This is a genomic window from Massilimicrobiota sp. An134, from assembly GCF_002160815.1.
GTDB classification, from domain to species: Bacteria; Bacillota_I; Bacilli_A; order Erysipelotrichales; family Coprobacillaceae; genus Allocoprobacillus; species Allocoprobacillus merdigallinarum.
In genome coordinates this window covers 43934-67018 of record NZ_NFLH01000005.1, presented here as the reverse complement: position 1 = coordinate 67018, position 23085 = coordinate 43934, and the positions used below count along the sequence as shown (strand labels likewise).

At 28.8% G+C, this 23085-nt stretch carries 23 protein-coding genes; 3 read left to right on the top strand and 20 right to left on the bottom strand.

Annotation, left to right across the window (positions count from 1 at the left end; translation table 11 throughout):
• Positions 1-21: 21 nt before the first annotated feature.
• The 20 genes from B5E79_RS03615 to B5E79_RS03525 form a co-directional block, all read right to left on the bottom strand.
• The gene (locus tag B5E79_RS03615; RefSeq protein WP_087297000.1) at positions 22-1473 is read right to left on the bottom strand and encodes a flippase; all 1452 of its coding nucleotides are present in this window, start codon (positions 1471-1473) and stop codon (positions 22-24) included.
• On the bottom strand, positions 1470-2660 hold the full coding sequence (locus tag B5E79_RS03610) for an O-antigen ligase family protein (protein ID WP_087296999.1): 1191 nt from the start codon (positions 2658-2660) through the stop codon (positions 1470-1472). Before B5E79_RS03610 ends, B5E79_RS03615 begins: the two co-directional genes overlap by 4 nt.
• A complete protein-coding gene (locus tag B5E79_RS03605; protein ID WP_158095460.1) occupies positions 2653-3750 on the bottom strand; it encodes a glycosyltransferase family 4 protein in 1098 nt (365 codons plus the stop codon). Before B5E79_RS03605 ends, B5E79_RS03610 begins: the two co-directional genes overlap by 8 nt.
• 156 nt (positions 3751-3906) lie before the next feature.
• Entirely contained in the window at positions 3907-4977 is a 1071-nt protein-coding gene (locus B5E79_RS03600; RefSeq protein WP_087296997.1) for a GNAT family N-acetyltransferase, read from the bottom strand.
• Complete coding sequence (locus B5E79_RS03595) at positions 4977-6125, bottom strand: glycosyltransferase (RefSeq protein ID WP_087296996.1); 1149 nt, start codon at positions 6123-6125, stop codon at positions 4977-4979. Before B5E79_RS03595 ends, B5E79_RS03600 begins: the two co-directional genes overlap by 1 nt.
• Positions 6126-6138: 13 nt before the next feature.
• Positions 6139-6885, bottom strand: coding sequence for a polysaccharide deacetylase family protein (locus B5E79_RS03590; protein WP_087296995.1), 747 nt, complete (start codon positions 6883-6885; stop codon positions 6139-6141).
• On the bottom strand, positions 6882-7919 hold the full coding sequence (locus tag B5E79_RS03585; protein ID WP_087296994.1) for a glycosyltransferase: 1038 nt from the start codon (positions 7917-7919) through the stop codon (positions 6882-6884). The genes B5E79_RS03590 and B5E79_RS03585 overlap by 4 nt, the downstream gene beginning before the upstream one ends.
• Positions 7920-8844: 925 nt before the next feature.
• Entirely contained in the window at positions 8845-9675 is an 831-nt protein-coding gene (locus tag B5E79_RS03580; RefSeq protein ID WP_087296993.1) for a glycosyltransferase family 2 protein, read from the bottom strand.
• Positions 9675-10718, bottom strand: coding sequence for a nucleoside-diphosphate sugar epimerase/dehydratase (locus B5E79_RS03575; RefSeq protein WP_087296992.1), 1044 nt, complete (start codon positions 10716-10718; stop codon positions 9675-9677). Before B5E79_RS03575 ends, B5E79_RS03580 begins: the two co-directional genes overlap by 1 nt.
• A complete protein-coding gene (locus B5E79_RS03570) occupies positions 10715-11908 on the bottom strand; it encodes a glycosyltransferase family 4 protein (protein ID WP_087296991.1) in 1194 nt (397 codons plus the stop codon). Before B5E79_RS03570 ends, B5E79_RS03575 begins: the two co-directional genes overlap by 4 nt.
• Before the next feature lies 1 nt (position 11909).
• Positions 11910-12794, bottom strand: coding sequence for an NAD-dependent epimerase/dehydratase family protein (locus B5E79_RS03565; protein ID WP_241147443.1), 885 nt, complete (start codon positions 12792-12794; stop codon positions 11910-11912).
• Complete coding sequence (locus B5E79_RS03560) at positions 12785-13405, bottom strand: sugar transferase (protein ID WP_087296990.1); 621 nt, start codon at positions 13403-13405, stop codon at positions 12785-12787. The genes B5E79_RS03565 and B5E79_RS03560 overlap by 10 nt, the downstream gene beginning before the upstream one ends.
• Before the next feature lie 62 nt (positions 13406-13467).
• On the bottom strand, positions 13468-13824 hold the full coding sequence (gene loaP / locus B5E79_RS13785) for an antiterminator LoaP (RefSeq protein ID WP_255376338.1): 357 nt from the start codon (positions 13822-13824) through the stop codon (positions 13468-13470).
• A 15-nt stretch (positions 13825-13839) separates the two neighbouring features.
• Positions 13840-13986 carry a transcription termination/antitermination NusG family protein gene (locus B5E79_RS13780; protein WP_241147441.1) on the bottom strand — a complete coding sequence of 49 codons (147 nt, stop codon included), beginning with the start codon at positions 13984-13986 and terminating at the stop codon, positions 13840-13842.
• 121 nt (positions 13987-14107) lie between these two features.
• Complete coding sequence (locus tag B5E79_RS03550) at positions 14108-16006, bottom strand: nucleoside-diphosphate sugar epimerase/dehydratase (protein WP_087296989.1); 1899 nt, start codon at positions 16004-16006, stop codon at positions 14108-14110.
• Positions 16007-16218: 212 nt separating this feature from the next.
• On the bottom strand, positions 16219-16659 hold the full coding sequence (locus B5E79_RS03545; protein WP_087296988.1) for a hypothetical protein: 441 nt from the start codon (positions 16657-16659) through the stop codon (positions 16219-16221).
• A gap of 81 nt (positions 16660-16740) precedes the next feature.
• The gene (locus B5E79_RS03540) at positions 16741-17289 is read right to left on the bottom strand and encodes a hypothetical protein (protein WP_087296987.1); all 549 of its coding nucleotides are present in this window, start codon (positions 17287-17289) and stop codon (positions 16741-16743) included.
• A gap of 11 nt (positions 17290-17300) precedes the next feature.
• Complete coding sequence (locus B5E79_RS03535) at positions 17301-17627, bottom strand: hypothetical protein (protein ID WP_087244648.1); 327 nt, start codon at positions 17625-17627, stop codon at positions 17301-17303.
• Between the two features lie 2 nt (positions 17628-17629).
• On the bottom strand, positions 17630-18043 hold the full coding sequence (gene bilQ, locus B5E79_RS03530; protein WP_087244649.1) for a bilirubin utilization transcriptional regulator BilQ: 414 nt from the start codon (positions 18041-18043) through the stop codon (positions 17630-17632).
• 115 nt (positions 18044-18158) lie between these two features.
• Entirely contained in the window at positions 18159-20606 is a 2448-nt protein-coding gene (locus B5E79_RS03525; RefSeq protein ID WP_087296986.1) for a YhgE/Pip domain-containing protein, read from the bottom strand.
• 151 nt (positions 20607-20757) lie between these two features.
• Between B5E79_RS03525 and B5E79_RS03520 the strand changes: the two genes are divergently transcribed.
• The 3 genes from B5E79_RS03520 to B5E79_RS03510 are packed head-to-tail and all read left to right on the top strand — an operon-like array spanning position 20758 to position 23041.
• Positions 20758-21186 (top strand): Rrf2 family transcriptional regulator, encoded by a 429-nt coding sequence (locus tag B5E79_RS03520; protein WP_087244651.1) that lies wholly within the window; start codon positions 20758-20760, stop codon positions 21184-21186.
• Positions 21187-21198: 12 nt separating this feature from the next.
• Positions 21199-22218, top strand: a complete 1020-nt coding sequence (locus B5E79_RS03515) for a M42 family metallopeptidase (RefSeq protein ID WP_087296985.1) — start codon at positions 21199-21201, stop codon at positions 22216-22218.
• A 10-nt stretch (positions 22219-22228) separates the two neighbouring features.
• A complete protein-coding gene (locus tag B5E79_RS03510) occupies positions 22229-23041 on the top strand; it encodes an HAD family hydrolase (RefSeq protein WP_087296984.1) in 813 nt (270 codons plus the stop codon).
• Positions 23042-23085 lie beyond the last annotated feature (44 nt).

The following is a 23085-nucleotide window of genomic DNA, read 5'->3' as shown; positions in this document are numbered from 1 at the left end:
CTATTCATACCTCTCAATTTGTTATCTAAATTTTTTTATCATTTCGATATATTCTAAAGCAATCTCATTCTTACCAATCACTAGAAATATAATATAAATAAAACCACCACCTATAACTTTCAATAGTAATTTAAGAACAAAGATTGTTATACTTTTTTCTATTATTAAACAGAATACAGACATTGCTATACATGATACAAATACAGACAAAATAACATTACTTATTTTTTCCAATTTTACTAACCCTTTACATTGTCTCCCGTTAATAATCAGTACTACAAGTTCTGCTACAACAATTGCTAATGCAGTACCATCCTGTTTCATAAATGGTATACATAATAAATTAACTATAACATTAATTATTGCTGCAGAAATTGTTCCAAACAAAACTTTCTTTTCTTGTTTTGATGTTATTAATATACATCCAGCAATTGATGCTAAAATCGACCATAATATACCTATAGATAAATAACGCAATGCACTGACAGATTGCATAAATCCGCTACCAGCTACGATTATGATAACTTCTTCTGCAACTAGATTAATTCCAATCACAACAGGAAATAACATTACAATTATTGTTTTAATTAACTTTGAGACGGTATGATTATATTCATCTTGCATGTTATTGTATTTATAATACGCAAGTCTAGCTGTTGTGACATTTAATACCGCTATAATCAAACTTTTAATCATTACATAAATTTTTATTGCAACAGCAAGAAGTCCAACTGCTACATCTCCAGACATTAATCCAAGCAGTGTATTTCCAATATTACTATATATTGATGATGCTATACTGCTAGCAAAAAACACAATTGAATATCTTAAATGAATAAAAATATTTTTGTTAAATTTTAATTTCAAACTTATATATTTTCTAACATGAATAAAATTGAATATATTCCCTCCAACACTAGCAATAACATTAATTGCTGCATACCAATAAAAATCATTTATATCTCGCACAAATATAAACATTAAAATTAATGATAAAATTTGCATTGCAATACTTCTTAATGTGATATATAGATAATCTTCAAATATGGTGTAAACCCATTCCATGCCTAAAGTAGAAAAAATAATAGTAATACTGTAAATGATTAAAAGACCTGTATATGGATGCAAACTTGGCACCATTACTAAAATGATTCCAAATATAATATAAGCAAAAACTGTTGTACAAAGATTTAGTGATAATAATTCTGCACAAAAATTACTTAACTTAATTTTATCATTTCTAAATCCTGCACCTTCTCTTGCCGCATAACTTGTTAATCCTAATACTGCTATAAGAGAGAAGTAACTTAGTATAGAACTTGCAAAATTTACTTTTCCCAAATTTTCTGCCATTAAAACACGTGTAACATAAGGATATGTAATCATTGGAAAAATAATAGACATAACACTTCTAATAGAGTTCAATATTGCATTTAAACGGATATTAGGTTTTTTTTGATTTAATAATCTCATATATTTTCTCCTAAACTATCTCCATAATATACATATACATAAAGCCACATCAATAATCCCCAAAACAGAAATCCTTCTGTACTTCCTAAAGATGTCATTGCAGAACTACCTATAAAGCAGAAAAACATATTGATACAAATCCAAATTACAGTAAATATAGTAATATTTTTTGTTTTTATATAATTTTTTAATCCCTTTAACATAATAAGAACATAGTGCATCAATACAATAAATAAACCTACAATTCCAATTTCTATGATTGTAGACAAATAAGAATTATGAAATGAAAATCCATAGTCAGTATATCCTGGAATATAACCAAGATATTCAATAGAATTTAACTCCTGATTAACTCCATATCCCCATCCAAATATTGGTTTTTGTTTCCATAATGATATCCCTGCTTCCCAAATCGCACCTCTACTTCCACCTTGTTCAATAAGTCTTTCAACTCCGGGTAAGTGATACAATAAATCTAAAACCGATGTTATGTCAATACATATGAATAAAATTACAGCTATCAGTACTAAATATTTTATTTTACTTTGAAACATTACTATAAAAAAAATTGAGATATTTAATAAAATACATATCGTATATGTTCGAGATCCAGATGCTATAGCTGTATACACTGACATCAGTGCTATAGCAACATATAGATACTTTATTTTTAAATTTTTTTCTTTTTTTATATAGTAAACAGAAAAAATAAATGCTACATTTGACCATATTCCTAATGAATTTGCATTTCCTGTTATGCCTGTTGCTCTAACCCCTCCGCCTATAATCGTTGAAATAAAATTAGCCACTTCATAAACAATAAATCCTTTTCCCAAATAATACGGTATATTTATAAGAGTATGGTTATTACTTTGATATCGATAAAACATAAAAAAGAAAAGTGTCATAATCAAATAAGAATATACTCTTCCAAATGAGTAACTAACATTAATACTATATAATGATGAAACTATAAACATCACAGCTATAGCCACCCATAATGAACCTTTTGGATATAAAATCTTCTTCGTTTTTTTTAAAATAAGTAACATCAAGAATACTGGATATATCCATCTTAAAATATGGGCATATGGAATATTAAAAAATGCAGAATCTAACGATATAAAAATAAGTACGAGAAAAATAAAATGGATTTTATATGCGATTCCTTTTTTTACATTAATCACTGCACACCTCCTGCAATACTTGTTCCCAAATTTTCATATAAGTACGATGATTCCATCTTTCATTAATATCAAAATCTTTTTCACATGTTCTATGGTTTAACCAAAATTCTAATTTTTCTATTAATTCTTGAACATTGCCTGCCTCAAATACTTCACCATTTAATCCATTTTGTATTAAATCATCAACAGAACCTACTTTATCACTAGCAATAACTGGGGTAAAACAGGCTAGTGATTCATTTACAACTAACCCCCATGGCTCAAAATCAGATGGAAGTACAAACACATCCGCTAAACAATAATATTCAGCCAAGTCTGGCAATAGTTTATAATTTTCAAAATAAACATTATTTATTCTTTTTTCTTCACATTGTTGTTGCAACTTAGATTGTAATGTTCCTTTTCCAATTAATAAGCAAGAAACATCAGAATTTTTTTTACTTATTTCATGAAAAGCTGATAGTAAAAGTTGTACATTCTTAACACTTTCAAATCTCCCAACATAAAGAATCACTCTTTTATTTTCAAAACCATATTTTTCTTTATAATAACTTTTATCATGTTTTTTTGCTACAGATAAAAATTGTTGCAAATCTACTGTCATAGGCAAAACATGTATATTATCTTTCAACATTCCATAATATTCAAATAAATATTTTTGCCTTGTTCCACCAGCAAAACCATATGCGTGTTTGCCATGAAATATATATTTAAGGTACATATATTTTAATAATCTTTTTATCAAATTATTTGGTATTAATAATTGAGTATCGGTTTCAATTGCATATGCAATTTTATTAAGTTTGGCATATTGTATTAAAAAAAACCTAAGGCTGTCAGCATATCCATTTATTTCAATAAAATCATATTTTTTTGATCGAAGTATCGATACCAGTTGCCTTAATTTATTTACCGTATTTCCAGATAAAATTCTAGCATTCACCGGTAATGTTTCTCTAGTTTTATGTCCACTAATACTCTCATTACAGTACACATAATCGCAAGAAATGTCTTCGTGTTTTTCATAGACATTTCTGATTCGTGCTATATTATAAGAAGTAATTTCAACAAATAAAATAAGTACTTTCATTTTTCCCTCCATTCCCATCCGTCTTCATTATCCAAACACAGACATGTATTGTGATTTTATTTTATTATTAATTAAAAAAACTGAATATTAATATACATTTTATTATAAATGATACAATATATAACTTCTTTATCATCTAATCGATTACTTATATTTTTATTTACTATGTCGTCTATAAAATCTATGAAGAATATCGTTGTTATACACTACATCTCTTATCGTCTTTCTTACTTTTTTGTATGTTATATACTTCATTTTTCTATACTGTGACATAAAGACTCTTACTTCGTAATTTCTTGAAACATTACAATCCCATTGTTTCTTATAATCATAAGCACCACGCATCATATCAACCACATCTATTCCTTCTTTATAAGCCCTTTTAATGAGACAATACCTCACATAGTGACCTAATTGTAATTTCTTAGTTTTCTTAAATGCAGTCAACCAAATATAGTTATTATTATTGAATTCAAAGAAAATTAAGAATGCTACCCTTTTGTTTTCATACATAAGAGTACTAATTTTTAATATTCCTCTTTCATGTAACTCTTTTACTATTGATTTTGCCCATTCTAAAGTAGAAACTCCTATTCTATCACCTTGCCTATCATCATATATATCACTAATATCTTTCCACAAATCATCACTATAATTTTCGATTTGAAAAACAATATTTGCCTTTAAACAAGGTTTTATAGCTTTTTTTCGTAGACTACTACTTATTGCTTTGAAATACCCCTCAAAATTTTTATATTCGAATAAATTTAAATTCGCTGTATCAACCTGTTCTCTAACTAAAGAATTAGGGATATCTTTTAAAATTTCTCTAATTATACCCAATTGATCTCCTTTTTCTGAAAAACAATTTAAAGTAATACCTAATCTACTTTCTTGAGAGATTTTATATATATATTTAATAAACAATTGAATTATTTCTCTTTTTCTTTCTGCGCATATAAAAGATCCATAATCAAAATGCTTGTCTCCAATAAACTCAATAGAATTATTTTTTATTACAAGAGGCGCGTATCCAAATATTTCTCTATCTTCAAAGGCTTCTAAAATCAATAAGTTACACTCTTTATTTTCAACCAACAACCACCAATTGTAATTCCAATCCCAACTTTGAAATGGTGTCTTTATTTTCATATTATTTACAATCTTATTCCAATTTTCTCTTGCGTCATAAAATTTTTCTTCTTTATCTATTAATCTAATTTCCATTAACAATTCCTCACTACATCCTGATAAATATCATATAATTTTCTTGCAGAATCCAGCCATGTATACTGTTTTTCTACTGTTTTTCTTGCATTTTTTGACACCTCAGAATAAATATTATGTTCAATCATTAATAATTTATTGTAAATTTCACAATAATGTTTTCCATGTACCAAAAATCCATTTACACCATCTGTTATTATTTCATCAATACCATTATCATAACAACCTATAGTTGGTATTCCGCAAGCCATTGCTTCTAAATATACACATCCCAATGCTTCATACCAAGATGGCAAACAAAATAAAAATGCATTTCTCATTAATTCTGCAATTTTTTCATATGGCACATATCCTAAAAAATCCACATATTTAGAAATACCAAGTTCCACAGTTAATCTTTTAAGTTCTAATTCTAATGGACCCCTACCTGCAATTTTTAGTCGTATATTTGTCACTCCACTATTTACTAATTTAGCAAAAGCATTAATAGTATCATCATGACCCTTTATTGATATTAAATTACCTACTGCTAAAATGTACTTTTCTTTTGTAATTTTATCAGTTGGATAAAATTTATTTACATCAACCCCATTAAAAACAACATAACTTTTTTTTTGGATATCCATACGTTCTTGAATACAATTTATTACTTTTTGACTAACTCCAACAATTGCATCTGCTCCTTCATATACTTTCATGCAACATTCAATAATTTTCTGACAATTAGGAGCGTTTTTATAACTGACATCAAAAAAAACATCAAGACCGTGACCATGTACTATAAATGGTATTTGATACTTTTTAGATAATCTTAATGCAGCATCACCTGCTGGTAATGGTGCATCTGCATGAATAACATCATATTTCTTAAAATTAATTCCAGATAATATTAATGAAAAGTATAAGAATTTACCAATATTTTCATATCTTTTTACTCCGGGTAATTTAAAAAAACGAATATATTTAATTTTTACTCCTTCATAATCCCAAACTTTTTGTTTAACCTCTTTATCATAAATTGTTATTGGAACAATAACATCGACATCTACATTTACCTGTTTTAAAGCTTTTACCTGCTCATGACAAAAAATACCTTTTTGAGGATATACTGGTGTTGGATACATCCCCGAAATATATAATACTTTCATATATTAATATTAATCAATCAATGTCATATTGATTAATCCTTTCTCCTTTCCAATTTTCGATTTCAAGTCTTAGCTTTTGAATAATTCCTTTCCAATTTAATTTTCCTTGTAATTTTTTTTCAAAAACTTCTAAAGTATCATCATTTGAAATTCCTATTCTAGGTAGTAATTTATTATCTAAATTTCTTACCTTAGCATGCCCATAAAAAGAAGCAAAAATAAATTTATATTTTTTATTTTTTTTCAATTTTTTTATACTTTTATAATCATATTTACCATAAGGCATACAAAAGGCATTTACATGAACATTTAATCTTTTTTCAAATAAATACTCACTTTTTATTATTTCTTCATTCATTGATTTATCGTCCAAAGTTCGTATGTCCACATGTTCATGTGTATGTGCTGCAACGGAAAAATTTTTAGTATCACATAATTTTTTTATTACATCCCATGACATAAAATATGGATTTTTCTCCTCTAGATACTTTGTAGGTAAAAATATATTACCTTTAATATTATATTTTTCCATGATTGGTACGGCATTTTCATAAACCGACTTAAATCCATCATCAAATGTAACTAAAACGGCTTTATTTGGTAAAGGTTTTTCCATATCTTCAAATAATATGGATTGATACCCATTATCATTCAAATATTTCATTTGACTTTCAAAATGTTCTTTTTCTACTTTTTGATAACTATATCCTTTTCCACTTTCTACAATATCATGATAATATATAATAATTAGTTTTTTCATCTATTCCCTCTCAATTCAAAAATATCTCTATATCCAGTATTCTCTTTTGATTGTTTAACTTTATCTTTAGCTAATTTTATTGCTTCATCTATGATTTTATTTTTCTCTTTGTCACTTAAATTCATATAATCTAATAAAGCTAATTCAAATGACTCTATTGTACGTGATACAACATAACCAGCATCTTTAGTTTTTATAATATTCCAAGGAGTTTTATCACTAATAATAGGAATACATCCTACTGATAATGCTTCAAATATTACATGTCCATAGTTCTCACTTTTTGTAGGAAGCATTAAAACATCTTGAGTAGAAAGTATATTTTGGACATTATCAGATTGGACATCACCTTTATATGCCCATATAAGATTTAAATGATTTAATTTTTTCAGACAATCATTCCAATAATTTGAATCTTGAATTGGACCAAAAATTGAAAATTCTATATTTTTGTCTTCAATTCTAGAAAGTACCTCTATGACAATATCTAACCCTTTATGTTCACAAATTCTTGACAGAAAGCAAACTTTTAAAACTTTATCATTTTTTTTTATTCTTCCAGGAACACTGGTTCTTGGAAGATCTTCTGCTATAATATATATAGACTTCTTTCCTATAATTTTTTTTAAATCTTCCGCTTCTAACACAGATGTTACTGACCATGTAATATTTTTAAACAGCCTCAATAGTTTACATCCTGTAATAAATATTTTCTTTTTTAAAGATTTATGAGCAAGTGCTTCTTTAGAGAAAATTCCCATAGATGCAATAACTACCGGACATGAAATTTTATTTAGTTTTTTTAAATATAGTGTTTTATATCCATATTCTTCATAAAAACTTGTCAAATAAATAAGATTTTTATCTTTCGATAAGCTTAAAATCATCTTATTCGTAAACTTATTTGGTTGAACATACCAAACCTTTGCCTTTCCAACACTATTCCATTCATTGTTAATTATATTTTTATATGGCTCTATATCTCCATGATCTCTATCATAACACGCTATATAAAATTCATAATCATCGCCCAAAGCATTGGTTAAATTTATTAAAGTTCTTAATGGTCCACCATCTTTATGTCCTGGTAAATAACGTCCTGTTAGAATTAAAATTTTTCTTTTTTCGATTTTAATCGCCTCCCACTATAATCAAACTTGTTACTATATTTTCTATAAAACTAAAAAAATAAAATAAATAATAATGTAAGAATAACCTTCAAGATTAATCTAAAATTATCCCGTTCCAAACAAGCTTATTAAAACTTTATAATGTACCAAATAGATAAAAAAACAAATTTTGCCTACATACTTAATTATACTATTTTCTATTTTTAGAAAAACATCCAAGTATATCAATATTATGATAAAAAAATGCTAGCAAAAATTCTCATTATTATTTGATAAAATCTCGGATCTTTTCTACCCTGTACTCCATATATAAAAGTAAAAAAACAATATTAATATGGTATAATTATTTTTTTATTTTTAGACCAAAAATAGCCTTTTCTTTTTTATAAAAAATAAATACTATTAGTAAAAGTATTTTATTATTAGTAGCAGTATATTTAAATATAAAATAAAATACTATGTATTAAACTATATATACCACATTGTTGTATCAAATGCTAATATATCTATAATATGTAATAAGTTAAAATTTTGTAGTATCTTAACACCAATTAACAAATATAAGATGTCTACTAACCAAAATAGAATTAAAATTTTAACCAATGTTAAAAAAATCATTTAAATAATTTACTTTTTTGATACAATTCTGTTAAACCATATCCTGATAAAAACATAAAAATTAGCACATCTATAAAACCTAAACAAAAATATTCAATCCATTTAAAACTTAAGAATAATGATAAAAAAAATAGCTAAAGCTTTTAATATTAATATCTCTTCCTTAGATATATATAGATTTTTATATGAAGTTATATTATTTATAAGTCTATTAGTCAATTTTTTTCTCCTGTTCTAAAATTTTTGCATCTACTAAAAATCTATACCAATACGCTTGCATAAAAGCAAAGATTTTACCTTCTTTTCCATCTAGAAATCCTAATTTAAAGTAATATCTATATAAAAAATATAAATGTGCTCTTGTTCCTAATGGCAATTTATAATAGATACTCATTTTCACAAATCTTTTAATTTTTGCTGATTTGTTAAGCTTTTTGCTTTCAATATTGTTATTATTAAAGTAATCCTCAACTTCTCTAGATGAATATTTATTATGTTTATCAATCCATGAAAACAAATCTTTATAATCTTTATGAAATGAATCGTTTTTTAATTCAATCGATTTGCCCTCACTAAGAATGATATGTTCATCCATAGCTCTATCTTCCATATATCCTTTATCTTTTTTATAAACAATCATTTTTTTAAATGGATATATACCACCATGTTTTAGAGACTTCCCTAAAAAATTAACCTCAAATCTAACAACTATCCCATTAATATCAGTATCTTTATTTTCTTTACAAATTTTCTCAATTTCTTTAGAGGCTTCAATTGAAATCATTTCGTCTGCATCTAAACGCATAATCCATTGTGTATTTATTTTTAATGTCTCAATTGCATAAATAAATTGTTTTGCCTGATTAATAAATTCATGTTGAATTACTTTTGCACCTAAATATTCGGCTATTTCTACAGTTCGATCATTTGAATAACTGTCAACAACAACAATTGTTTTTGAGATTTCTTTTACAGAATTAATTGCATTAGCAATATTCTTTTCTTCATTATAGGTTAAAATAATAGTTGTTAAATCTGCCATTACTTATTCTCCCAAGCTTCTAATTCTTCTCTAACTAATGGTACTTCTAATAATTTGTTTTTAACTTCTTCCACACTCATTAATGCTGTATTGTTAGAATTAAACTGTGTTAAAGTATTTACTTTCATTCCTTCAAAGAAATATTTATCATAATTTAAATCTCTCTTGTCTGCTGGGACTTTATAGAAATCACCTAAATCAATAGCATTAGCACATTCTTCATCTGTAAGCAATGTTTCATACATTTTTTCACCATGCCTAATTCCAATCACTTTGATTTCATTATCAACTTTGAATAATTCTTTGACTGCTTGTGCTAATACGTCAATTGTACAAGCTGGTGCTTTTTGAACAAAAATATCACCAGATTCACCATTTTCAAAAGCAAACAATACTAAATCTACTGCTTCTTCTAATGTCATAACAAAACGTGTCATTGTTGGCTCAGTCACAGTTAGTACATTTCCTTCTTTAATTTGATTAATGAATAGTGGTACTACAGATCCTCTTGACGCTAGAACATTTCCATATCTTGTACACATAATTGCTGTTTTTTCTGGATCAACTGTTCTACTTTTCGCAACGATAACTTTTTCCATCATTGCCTTACTTGTCCCCATAGCATTTACTGGATAAGCTGCTTTATCCGTACTTAAACATACAACTCTTTTAACACCACATTCAATTGCTGCAGTTAATACATTTTCTGTACCTAATACGTTTGTTTTGACAGCTTCAATTGGGAAAAATTCACATGATGGAACCTGTTTTAATGCTGCTGCATGATAGACATAATCAACCCCATGCATCGCATTTTTAATCGATTGAATATCTCTAACATCACCAATATAGAATTTTAATTTATGAAATGTATCAGGATATTTTGCTTGATATTCATGTCTCATGTTATCTTGCTTTAATTCATCTCTACTAAATACTCTAATTTCTTTAATATCTGTTTCTAAAAATCTGTTTAATACAGCATTTCCAAATGATCCTGTTCCACCAGTAATCATTAATGTTTTATCTTTGAATTGTGTCATACTATTTCCTCCAACATTTTTTCTAATCTAGAAATTAGTTCTAATTTATTAAAATTTTCTTCTCCGTATTGATAAGCTTTATCCTTATATTTATCTAAGCCTTCAGAATTCAAACAAACAAATTTACGGCACGCTTTGACTAATGCATCTACAGATATTTCTTCACTAACAATTCCAGCTTGAGACTCTTCAATAATCCGTCTACCTTCACCACTTACACAACCAAGTATAGGAACTCCACATGACAAATATGTTTGTAGTTTAGCAGGTATTGTCATTTCAAAAATAGGATTTGGCTTAAGAATTAAAAGTGCTGCATCAGCATTTTTTAAGAACTTTGGAATTTCTTCTTCAGGATGAAATCCATAAAAAATTACTTTATCAGTAATTTTGTAATCTTTTACCATTTTTTCTAATTTATCTTTATTTCGTCCATCACCAACAAAATGCCAACATATTTTCTCATCTTTTAATACGTTAGCTGCCTCTATTGCTAAATCAATTCCCTGAGCTTCTCCAATATTCCCAGTAAAAACAATATTGAAAAAATCCCTATTATATAGAGATATATCTTCCTTAGTTTTACTTACAATTGAATACTGTGGCCAATATTTAACTTTATCTTTATTTTTAATTCTTTCTTTAATTTTATCTACAAAACTAGGGCTAGCAGTTAAAATAAGATCACAATGCTTATATATATAGTTGACCATTTTATTTATTAATCCAATAATGATCAGATTAGTTATCCCAGTAACTGCTACAATATTTTCTGGCCATAAATCTTGAATATTTATAACGATTGGAATATTCTTTTTCTTTTTAAACTTAATAGCAGGCAAAGCTACTGTTATTGGCGATACTTCAAAAACATATATTAAATCAAAATCTTGATTTTCAATTTCTTTGATTTTTTTATTAGCCTCAATAACAAAACTTAAATAATTTCTTATCAAATTTACAGAACCAGTTTTTCTAGGGCGAAGTTTACAACGATAAATAGGAATATCAAACCATATCTCATCGCAATTTTTATTTTTTGAATAACCAGAATAATACTCTCCAGAAGGATAATTTGGTAAACCAGTAAGAACTGATACTTCGTGACCTCTTGTTTTTAATTCTATAGCTAAATCATTGATTCTAAAGTTTTCAGGATAAAAATACTGAGATATAATAAGAATCTTCATATTACTTTACCTCAGTTTCATGAATTGATTGAACAAAATCGTACTGTTCTACCAAGTTATCTTCCATATCATAAACCATATTGCCAAAGGCTTTATTACACATACCACTTACTTTTCCTGGAATCTTAGAGCATATGTATACTACTGGATTTAATAATCGAGTAACATAAATCTTCTTATGGTGTTCATATGCTATTTGTTTAACAAGTTCTGATGTTGATATATATTTAGCATTTTGAGGAAAGAATGTTCCTTCTTTATTCTTATCAATAATGTCTTTAATGTAAAAACACAAATTACCCACATATAACATACTTCTTTGATTTTTAATATTTGGAAAAATGGGCAACTTCTTTGCTAGTTTAGATAATAATTGATAATTCCCCTTACTGCCTGGTCCATAAATCATAGGTGGTCTGACTATACAAACTTTAAAATCATCTTTTGATAATTTATTTAATTGAAAATCCGCTTGTAATTTACTATCACCATAAAAATTTGATGGATTTGGTTTTGTATGTTTAGTTATAATTTTACTTTTACCTAAAGGAGCACTTTCACCATAAACAATAATTGATGACATATAAATGAATTGTTTTACTCCTTCTTTTTGTGCCTTTTTTGCTGTTTCTACTGCTAAATCACAATTAACTTTATAATACATCTTCTTTTGTTCTTCGCTGACATGCCCTATATCCGCATGTGCAATCCCTGCAACATGAAAAATTGTGTCATAACCGTAAAATTTGCAATCCATCCATTTTGGATCAATCATATCAATCGTATCAATTTGATATTCATTAGGAAAATTATTTTGTAAATAACTTTCAAAAAAAGCCCCAATATAACTATTAGCTCCTGTAATTAAAATCTTTTTCAAAGGCATTCACCATCCTTTTTATGTAATTCTCCGGTTCCTCCTTCAACAACACCATCTGACTTAAGAACAGATGTAATTGTTCCAAAAAAGCATTTTATATCAAATAAAAAAGAGATACGATTTACGTATTCTCCATCTAATTTCGCTTTTACTGGTATTTCCAGTTCATCTCTACCATTGATTTGTGCCCATCCTGTAAGTCCTGGTCTCACATCATTAGCGTGATATTTATCTCTTTCTGCTATTAAATCATCCTGATTCCATAGCGCTGGCCTTGGACCAATAATAGCCATTTCACCTTTTAAGATATTTATAATTTGTGGCAATTCATCTAATGAAGTTTTTCTTAAAAATTTTCCTGCTTTTGTTATATATTGATCAGGATTAGATAACATATGTGTCGGCATATCTTTAGGTGTATCAATATACATCGTTCTAAACTTATATATATTAAAATATGATTTATGAATTCCTATTCTTTTTTGTTTAAAAAGAATAGGTCCTTTACTATCTAACTTAATCCAAATACATAAGATAAGAAAAATAGGACTTAAAACAATTAAACCTATAAATGATAATACAAAATCTATACCTCTTTTTATTCCATTTTTGTACATTATTTCACCCCATAACCAAAGTCTTTATATACGAAAAAAAATCATATTGTTAAATATGAGTTTTATATTTTTTTAATAATTTCTAATGCGATTTGGACAATTCTTGATTGTCCTAATAATGAGACTTCTATAAATGCAATTCTTTTATGTCTATCAATCTTGCGAATCAAGCCTTCTATTCCCATCAAAGGACCACTAGTCACCTTAATCGTATCTCCCTCAATATATCCAATAGAAATATCGATAAGATGTTTTTGACCACCAACCTGTGATAGAAACATAGCTTCTTCTTTATATATAGGATAGATGTTTTCTCCATCATTTCCTAAAAGTTTTGTCAGATCTGGAACTTTTTTAAGTTGGGTATACAAATCATCAACATGATCAGTAATCATAAAGACATAACCTTTAAATAAGATATCATCAACTTGTTTCTATTCTCTTCTAAACTTCTTCATTCTTTTACATCGAGGAATAAAGCATTCTTGATAAACACCTTGATCGATTAATATATCACATGCTCTGACAACTTCATCTTCTTTACCGCTTCTCACTTGAACGGCATACCAGTTTTCAAACATCGTTATCCTCCTTTAGGGTAGGCTTCGCCTATCGAAGAATGTATCATTCTTCGACTAGATCAATATGACAGAAAATTGATCATAACGCGACCCTGCGACGATTATCATCACTTTTTCATTTTTAAGCTTCAACTAATTCCTTAATTTTTCTAGGAACACTTGTTGGTTCTTTTTTATATTGATAAGTTGGAACTATATGTTTCACAGCAGCTTTAATATGACTGTGTTCATCATAAGTAACTTTATATAAATCATTGAGTTCTTCAAGGAATACTTCACTATCAAAATCAATTGGTTTTCCAATGTGAATTAACTTGTTAGGCGTTGTTTGCATTCCTTCTTCTTTCATCAACATTTCTTCATATAATTTTTCACCTGGTCTTAACCCTGTAAATTCTATCTTAATATCGACATCAGGTTCAAAACCCGAAAGTTTGATTAAGTTTCTTGCCATATCTAAGATTTTTACTGGTTTACCCATATCTAAGACAAAGATTTCTCCACCTTTAGCGTATGCTCCTGCTTGTAAAACAAGGGAAACAGCTTCAGGAATTGTCATAAAGTAACGAATGATATCAGGATGTGTGACAGTTACGGGTCCACCATTGGCTATTTGTTTTTTAAATAATGGAATAACAGAACCATTTGAACCTAATACATTTCCAAATCTTACAGCGACATATTCTGTTGCAGACTTTTTATCAAAAGTCTGAACGATCATTTCACATAAACGTTTAGAAGCACCCATGATATTTGTTGGATTGACAGCTTTATCTGTTGAAATCAAGATAAATTTTTTCACATGATATTGATCACATGCTTTGGCTACATTTAATGTTCCAAAGACATTGTTTTTAATCGCTTCATGTGGTGCATCTTCCATTAATGGGACATGTTTATGTGCAGCAGCATGATAAACAATATCTGGATGATAGGTTTCAAATAAATCATTGATTTTATTTTGATCTCTTACTGAAGCAATCATGACTTGAAGATCAAGTTTTGGATATTTCTTATTTAATTCCATTTGAATATCATAAGCATTATTTTCATAAATATCTACAATAATTAATTGTCTTGGATTTCTTTCTGCAATCTGTCGACAAAGCTCACTACCGATGGAACCACCACCACCTGTTACCATAATAACTCTATCAGTTACATAGGACATGATTTCATTTAAGTTAACTTTGATTGGATCTCTTCCAAGTAAATCTTGGACTTCTACATCTTTTAATTTATTTAAGATGATTTCACCATTAATAAATTGGTACATTCCTGGTAGTCTTTTTAACTTACATTTTGTTTCTTTGCAGATATTTAAAATATCTGCAACTTCTTTTTTATCAACAGAAGGTAAAGCAATATATATTTCATCAACTCTCAATTTTTCTACAGCTTCTACTACACGATAACGATTTCCATAAATCGTTATATTATGTATTGATCTTCCTTGTTTGGCTGGATCATCATCTATAAAACATACAACTCTTTTATTCAGACTTGGCGTATTAGAGATCTCTCTATATATTTTTTCACCTGCAGCTCCAGCACCAACAACCATAACATTACTAATAGCTCCATCATTTCTTCCAAATAAATGATGGCGTGAAATATAAAGACGAACAAATCGATAACCGAAACGACTTCCTCCTACTAATAATGTTAATAATAAGAAATAAACAATATAAAGTGCTGAAGGAACATATAATCCTAATACAAGACTTATTATACATGCTCCAAAGGTACTCCATAATGTAGCCAAAATAATATTCATTAATTCTGTCACTGAAGCAAACTGCCATAAACTTGTATAGAGTTTAAAGAAGATAAAAATACCCATAGTGACAATCCATAATGATACGGCTTCTGGAAGCACATAGGTTATAAATTGCATAGATAATAAACTATTGTAAAAAATCATGAATGATGCATAAAAAGAAACGAAAATACTCAATGAATCAAGTAGCAGTAAAATGATTCTTCTTATTAGCATTGGTGTTTTGCTATTGTTTTTCATTGCTCATTCCTCCCCAAACTTTATTTTCATTCACCCTAAACAAACACATTTATAATAGTATTTTTTGCATTAAAATTCAAGGAAAAAGTCGTTTATTTTCCTTTTTTGTAAAAATCATTTTTTTATGACAATAACATTGCTAATTATTCCCATTTTATGAGCTATTTTTGTTATAAATATAAAAAAGCCTTGCATTTCTACAAGACTTTCACCTATTTTAAATTCCTAAAAATATCTAAAACATCCTCAGATAACCCATCTGATACAATCACCATATGATCATTCACTTCTACTTTTCTTTTATCATCACCTATAGTCTTTTCATTCATGATACGATCAAACTCATCACCATCATCATAACGATAAACATCAATATTTCCATTTGCTGTTACATAACGATAACCTTCAACACCACCAACATCTGATGCATCTAAAACATTTTTAGATGAATAATTAATATTTCCATCTTTTAATCCATTTTCAAATTTTGTATACCAGTCATCTGTTTTATCCGGTGTTGACGTATTGTTATTGTTTTGTGTTGTATTATCCGTTACCGGATTATTGGATGCTGTATCATCAACAGAATCATTCGTTGTACTACATCCAGTAAAAAAACTCATACATAAAAGTAATGCCAAAATTTTCTTCATATTCTAACCTCCACATACATAGCATGGACAAAGATTTTAAGAATATACAGAATTTATAGAAATAATCATATATATAGATATTTATTTTCTCTTGTAAATTATCGGTTCGTCAAATCCAAATACTTTTTTTCCACGAACTTCCATTGATTCATCAACTTCTAAATAATCTTCACAAAATCTTTCAAATAAATGAAATTTTAATACCGGTGAAAACATACTGTCACTTCCGCCTTCCCATACTTTCCCAGTGTAATGATAGATAGCTGGTGTAAATTTTTCTGATACATTTAAATCTTTATAAGATACTTCTTTCATTTGCTGATACGTAAAACTATCTTTATCATATCCATCAGGTAATTCATAAGATGTTAATTGAACATCTTGTCCTTCTTGAGTGAATAAAAACAAATGTGGTGTCGCACGTGTTTGTCCATCCATCGTATAATAACTTTCTTCAACCATAAAAATTCCCTGAAAATCATCTGGAAGATCTGTTATCTTATCATTACAGATCGTATTGACATGACGCGCATATGGATAAGCAATTCCTGCTTTTTCTTTTTGTTCAAATTGTTCCTGATTATCAAAATTTCCTGTTAATACACTCATAAAATGATTTAATTCTTTCATATTGTTTCTCCTTATCTCCTTAATATTTTATCTTTAACTAAAAACATAGCTGTAATACCTGGAATAAAAACACTACCCACAAATGACATCACTATATAAATAATCATTTGTGAACTTCCTATACTACTTATAACACTATATATAAATGAAAATACATAACATATACATGTTAAATAAAATCCACGTTTGTCATTTCTCAACAGTAGCTCAATTAATCCTATAATAGCAACTATTGCTAAAACAACACTTATCCATCTTGCTTCAACAACATTTATACATGTTGTAAGTGCACAGATGGCTATTGCAACAAGCAACCATATCTTTGTCTTCTTTTCCAAATCTATTCTCCTTCTCTTGTGATTTTCTTTAATATGTTGATCATCTGTTGGCGTTCATCATAACTTAATGACTTTAATATTTGTTCATCCCATTCATGAAATAAATCTTGGCTAAAATGAAAAACATTTTCACCTTCCAAAGTCAAACATAATATTTTTGCACGTTTGTCTTTTTCATTTGGTTTTTGTATTAAAAAACCATTATCTACAAGTTTATTGATTGTACGATTCAGATGACCAGCATCTAATTTTAAAGCCTGCGAGATTTCACTAGGCGAACATGACCCTTTTTTACCAATATAAATAATGATATATAATTGACCATAACTTACACCTATTTCATTTAATCTCTCACTACAATATTTTGTAAATTGCTTTCTTAAAAGCGTTATATAAAATGCAAATGAATCAGTCATAAATCCCTCCTATTTACTTGACTAAGTCAAATATATACCATTTAATTGACTTGGTCAAGTATTTTATAATATAAAAGACTTACATTGTTAGATATTCATGTAAGTCTTTCCTTTCTTATTCATTCACTTTTTCAAAAGCTTCAGGTATAAGATGTTTATCTTCTTTATTTTTAAAACGATAATAAAGAATTGTTAATAATGAACAAATGATAAATATACCTACAAAAACAATCATTTCTGTTGATATGGATGCATGAGCCATACTAATGACTTTTCTAAATCCATTCACACTATAAGTATAAGGTACAAATGGATGAATCATTTGATAAAAGAGACTTGATGTTTCTAATGGATATGTTCCTGCTGATCCACCAAGATTGATAATCATAAAAATGAGTAGTAAGAATTCTCCAATATACCCAGTTGTAAGTGATAACAACATCACAAGTGACATAAATGCTGCAGAAACAATAATTGCGAAAAGATATGTCATCAATAATTGTTGAGGTTCAAAACCACATATCCACCTCAAGCTTGTAATTAAAACGATTGCTGCTAATGTAGAAATACTATACATAACAGAGGCTTTTGATAACCAATATTTGACAGGTGATGAAGCTTGTTTTATACCTTCTCTGATTGGATACATCAATGTCAAAGCCAGTGCAGCAACATATAATGCTACGCTCATCATATAGGGTGCCATCGCATGCCCATTATTTTCTACAACTGAAATTTCTTGATGTGATGTCTCTACAGGAGCTGACATCATATCTAAAGTCTTATCATCGATATCAAGACTTGCTTTTTTTACACCATCAGCTAAACTTTCATCTAAAGTTTCGAGTCCATTTTGTAATGTCTGTAAACCTGAACCCAATGTTTGAGAGCCATCACTTAACTGTTGTGATCCATCTTTGATTTGGGTAGAACCGTCACTTAACTTAGCAGAGCCGCTTATTAATGTATCATTATTGGATACGATTTTTGAAGTTCCTTCATATAATGCTTTTGCTCCTTGATCTAATTGTTGAATGCCATCAATAAGTGCTGGTGTCTGTTTTTGAAGAGCTGATAGCCCATCATTCATTTGTTGACTACCATCTAGTAACACTTGACTTTGACTATTCAATGTTTCTAAGCCACCATAGACTTGTGTTACACCGTTCATATAAGTTTCAAAACCAGGTTTCAATGTTTCTTCTACTGAATTATTTAAAGATTCTAATCCTGTTTGTACTTTTTGACTTCCTGCTTCTAATTTCTGTGTATTCCCATAAACTTGTGTTAATCCTGAACTTAATTGATTGATTGCTTCTTGATTTCCACTTGTGACAGTTTTTACCAATTCTGTATATGAATAATGCGTTAATAAATATTGAGCAGTTTGATTATCCTTAGCAATAAGATTAGCTTCATCCATGCTCAATGACCTATTCATCCATGTCTGAGCAATGGTTGGATTTGTAGTAAGTATTTGATTTAATAATGTTGTTGCCTGATTCAAAGAATCATTTGCTTGATTTGCTGAAGATATTTTATTCATATTATCAGATGATAAATTATTTTTTAATTGTTGATCCAACTGTGTTAAGCCTTGTAAGACTTGCTTATTTCCATCAACGAGCTGATGAACACCTTGATTGAGGCTATCTATTCCATTATTTAATGCTTCATTGTTTTCAATAAGTTTCTGTGTCCCCTGATAAGTTTGTAAAACACCATTTGTATATTTTTGGAGACCTTCATTCAATGAAGAAGAACCCGTTGCAAGCTGTTGAACACCATCATTTAATGGTTTTGTTGAATCATTGAATGTATCTAAACCTGTTTTTAAGGAATAAACGCCATTATGAACAGTCAATACACCATCTGTATAATCTTTTAACCCCTGGCTAAGTGTTTGAACACCATCATCAAATGTTAATGAACTGCTTGCTAAAACTTGAAGATTATCCGAAATAAGTTGATTTCCATCTGTTAATTGTTGCGAACCATCTACTAATTGACTCGTTCCATCCTGTGCTTCTTTCAATCCATCTGTTAATGTTCCCACTTGTTCAAAGATAGTTTTCGCATATGTTTTCGTTACTGTTTGAGAAACTTCTTCTTTTATTTTTTCAATAGCTGAATCATCCATCTTTGAAGCAATATAATTACTTCCTGGATTTGTTATATATTGAAGTTTCATCTTTTGTGGTTGTTGATCTAAAAGCGTCGTTGCATTTTTTGAAAAATCTTCAGGAATACTTATAATCATATAATATTGACCGTTCCTTAAACCATCCTGTGCTTTTCCTTCATCTACACATTGAAAATTCATACTTTGATTCTCTTGCAGACGATCAACCAATTCTTCTCCTACATTCAAAGTTGAATTCCCATAATCAACCGCTTGATCATGGTTGACTACAGCAACTGGTATTTTATCCGTATTTCCGTAAGGATCCCACATAGACCCTAAAAAGATACACGCATATAAACTTGGAATCAAAATGATTGCAACCAGTACAACTTTTATCCAAGTGTGATGAAAAATATTTTTCCATTCTTGCTTAAGCATAAAATTCCTTCTTTCTTTTCATCTTTAGATATTTATTATCCATAGATATATAATATCTATGAAGTATTATATAAATTTATACATATTTGTCAACTCTTTTAGATACAAAGTGTTATTTTTCTGTTAAAATAAAAAAGAAGGTGATAAGGATATGAAGATTAGAAAAAGTTTTGAACAGGCTATTTGTATATTACTTTTAATTGGGGCACAGGATAAACCTATTAAAAGTCATGAATTGAGTGAAAAACTACTTGTATCAGATTCTTATCTCAAAAAAATCACCAGACAACTTGTTGTTTCTGGCTTAATTTCATCCATGGCAAATAAACGTGGGGGATTTGTGTTAACCAAATCATTGGATTGCATTTCTTTATTAGATATCTTTGAAGCTATGGAAGGCAAAGAAGCTTTTGTCAAGACAACACATCTGGTAGAAAAGGTTTTTGATTCTCAATTGAGAGTCAAAGAAACTGAAGACTTTATTGTTGATTATTTAAATGCAGCAGAATGGCAATACAAAGAAAAATTAAGAGAAATCACTTTGGCTCAAATTGTGGATGCTGCACATCAAAAGGAATAAGGAGATTATTTTATGAATGCATACATACTTTCTATTTTAAAAGATATTATGGCTATTGATAGTCCTTCTGGTTACACTAAAGAAGTGATTCAATACTGTCAAAAAGAAGCTCAAAATTTAGGATTTGAAACTAAACTGACAAATAAAGGAAATTTACAGATTTTTGTAAATGGTCAAGATGACTATACTGTTGGGTTTTGTGCACATGTTGATACTTTAGGATTAATGGTAAGAAGTATCAAAGATAACGGAACTCTAGCATTTACAAATGTGGGTGGTCCTATTATTCCAACTTTAGATGGTGAATATTGTCGTATCATCACAAGAAATCAACAAATATATACAGGAACGATTCTTTCTAATTCACCTGCTGCGCATGTTTATGAAGATGCTAAAAACAAAGAAAGAACATGTGATACAATGCATATTCGTATTGATGAAAAAGTGAAGACAAAAGAAGATGTGCAACAATTAGATATCTGTAATGGGGATTATATTGCGATTGATCCTAAAACAACAATCACAGATTCAGGATTTATTAAATCAAGATTCTTAGATGATAAAATGAGTGTTGCGATTCTTTTTGGTGTTTTAAAACATCTTTCACAAAATCATATTCAACCAAAACATAATCTTTATTTTATGATTTCCACTTTTGAAGAAGTAGGTCATGGCAGCAGTTATATTGATCATCATGTAGATGAATTGATTGCGGTAGATATGGGATGCATTGGGCAAGATTTATCATGTAGTGAATATGATGTCAGTATCTGTGCTAAAGATTCAAGTGGTCCTTATGATTATGAAATCACATCTACATTCATAGAACTTGCGAAAACTCATAATCTTCAATATGCCGTTGATGTTTATCCATTTTACAGCAGCGATGTTTCAGCTGCATTAAGAGGTGGACAAAATATCAAAGGCGCTTTGATTGGTCCTGGTGTTCATGCTTCTCATGGTATGGAAAGAACACATATGCAAGCAGTAGAAAATACATATCAATTAATTCTTGCTTATATTAATAAATAGGAGTCTTGTCATGAATAAAAAACTATTATTATTTGATGTAGATGGAACCTTAGTGAGTTATGATGGTATTGTACCTCAAAGCTGCAAAGATGCTTTAAAGCAGGCAAAAGATCATGGACATTATGTTTTTGTCGTTACGGGTAGAACGAAAAATAGAGCAACTGTTGGAAACATTGAAGTGAGTGGTATGATTTGTGGAAACGGTGCTTATATTGAATGTGAAGGAAAAGTTTTAAAAGATCAGAAGCTATCTTTACAACAAGTCATCGACATCACTGATTATTTAGATCAACATGACTTATGTTATTTTATGGAAGGTAATGATGGACTTTATGGTTCTCATGATTTTGAAACCAAAGCTGTACCTGCCTATCAAAAATATGGTCATGGAGGAACACCTTGCATTAGAGACATCTATCCTATGATGGAATTTCCTCAAAGTATGTATCAACAAAACATCACAAAAATCAACTATGTTTTAAATAGTTATCAAGATTATTTAGATTTTAAAAATCATTTTCCACAGTTTCAATGTCTCACTTGGGGTGGACAAGGTGAAGAAGCTTTATTTGGTGATTGTGCTTTACCAAATATTGATAAAAAAACTGCTATTGAACAATTAATTCATTATCTACAAATCAATAAGCAGGATATTTATGCTTTTGGAGATGCTGAAGTGGATATTCCAATGTTTGAATGTGCTGGTACAAGTATTTGTGTAGGTAGTGGTAGAGAAGCAGCTAAACAAGCGGCTGACTATATCAGTGATGATGTTAAAAATGATGGAATTGCCAAGGCTTTAAAACATTTTCATATCATTTAAAAAAACTTGTTTTCTAACTTGAAAGTGCTATGATAAAAGTATAA

What these genes read in the sequence shown, in the direction of transcription:
- B5E79_RS03615 (WP_087297000.1), bottom strand. Translation starts at nt 1,473, where the DNA reads ATGAGATTATTAAATCAAAAAAAACCTAATATCCGTTTAAATGCAATA.
- B5E79_RS03605 (WP_158095460.1), bottom strand. Translation starts at nt 3,750, where the DNA reads ATGAAAGTACTTATTTTATTTGTTGAAATTACTTCTTATAATATAGCA.
- B5E79_RS03600 (WP_087296997.1), bottom strand. Translation starts at nt 4,977, where the DNA reads ATGGAAATTAGATTAATAGATAAAGAAGAAAAATTTTATGACGCAAGA.
- B5E79_RS03595 (WP_087296996.1), bottom strand. Translation starts at nt 6,125, where the DNA reads ATGAAAGTATTATATATTTCGGGGATGTATCCAACACCAGTATATCCT.
- B5E79_RS03590 (WP_087296995.1), bottom strand. Translation starts at nt 6,885, where the DNA reads ATGAAAAAACTAATTATTATATATTATCATGATATTGTAGAAAGTGGA.
- B5E79_RS03580 (WP_087296993.1), bottom strand. Translation starts at nt 9,675, where the DNA reads ATGGCAGATTTAACAACTATTATTTTAACCTATAATGAAGAAAAGAAT.
- B5E79_RS03575 (WP_087296992.1), bottom strand. Translation starts at nt 10,718, where the DNA reads ATGACACAATTCAAAGATAAAACATTAATGATTACTGGTGGAACAGGA.
- B5E79_RS03570 (WP_087296991.1), bottom strand. Translation starts at nt 11,908, where the DNA reads ATGAAGATTCTTATTATATCTCAGTATTTTTATCCTGAAAACTTTAGA.
- B5E79_RS03565 (WP_241147443.1), bottom strand. Translation starts at nt 12,794, where the DNA reads ATGCCTTTGAAAAAGATTTTAATTACAGGAGCTAATAGTTATATTGGG.
- B5E79_RS03560 (WP_087296990.1), bottom strand. Translation starts at nt 13,405, where the DNA reads ATGTACAAAAATGGAATAAAAAGAGGTATAGATTTTGTATTATCATTT.
- B5E79_RS13780 (WP_241147441.1), bottom strand. Translation starts at nt 13,986, where the DNA reads ATGTTTGAAAACTGGTATGCCGTTCAAGTGAGAAGCGGTAAAGAAGAT.
- B5E79_RS03550 (WP_087296989.1), bottom strand. Translation starts at nt 16,006, where the DNA reads ATGAAAAACAATAGCAAAACACCAATGCTAATAAGAAGAATCATTTTA.
- B5E79_RS03545 (WP_087296988.1), bottom strand. Translation starts at nt 16,659, where the DNA reads ATGAAGAAAATTTTGGCATTACTTTTATGTATGAGTTTTTTTACTGGA.
- B5E79_RS03540 (WP_087296987.1), bottom strand. Translation starts at nt 17,289, where the DNA reads ATGAAAGAATTAAATCATTTTATGAGTGTATTAACAGGAAATTTTGAT.
- bilQ (WP_087244649.1), bottom strand. Translation starts at nt 18,043, where the DNA reads ATGACTGATTCATTTGCATTTTATATAACGCTTTTAAGAAAGCAATTT.
- B5E79_RS03525 (WP_087296986.1), bottom strand. Translation starts at nt 20,606, where the DNA reads ATGCTTAAGCAAGAATGGAAAAATATTTTTCATCACACTTGGATAAAA.
- B5E79_RS03520 (WP_087244651.1), top strand. Translation starts at nt 20,758, where the DNA reads ATGAAGATTAGAAAAAGTTTTGAACAGGCTATTTGTATATTACTTTTA.
- B5E79_RS03515 (WP_087296985.1), top strand. Translation starts at nt 21,199, where the DNA reads ATGAATGCATACATACTTTCTATTTTAAAAGATATTATGGCTATTGAT.
- B5E79_RS03510 (WP_087296984.1), top strand. Translation starts at nt 22,229, where the DNA reads ATGAATAAAAAACTATTATTATTTGATGTAGATGGAACCTTAGTGAGT.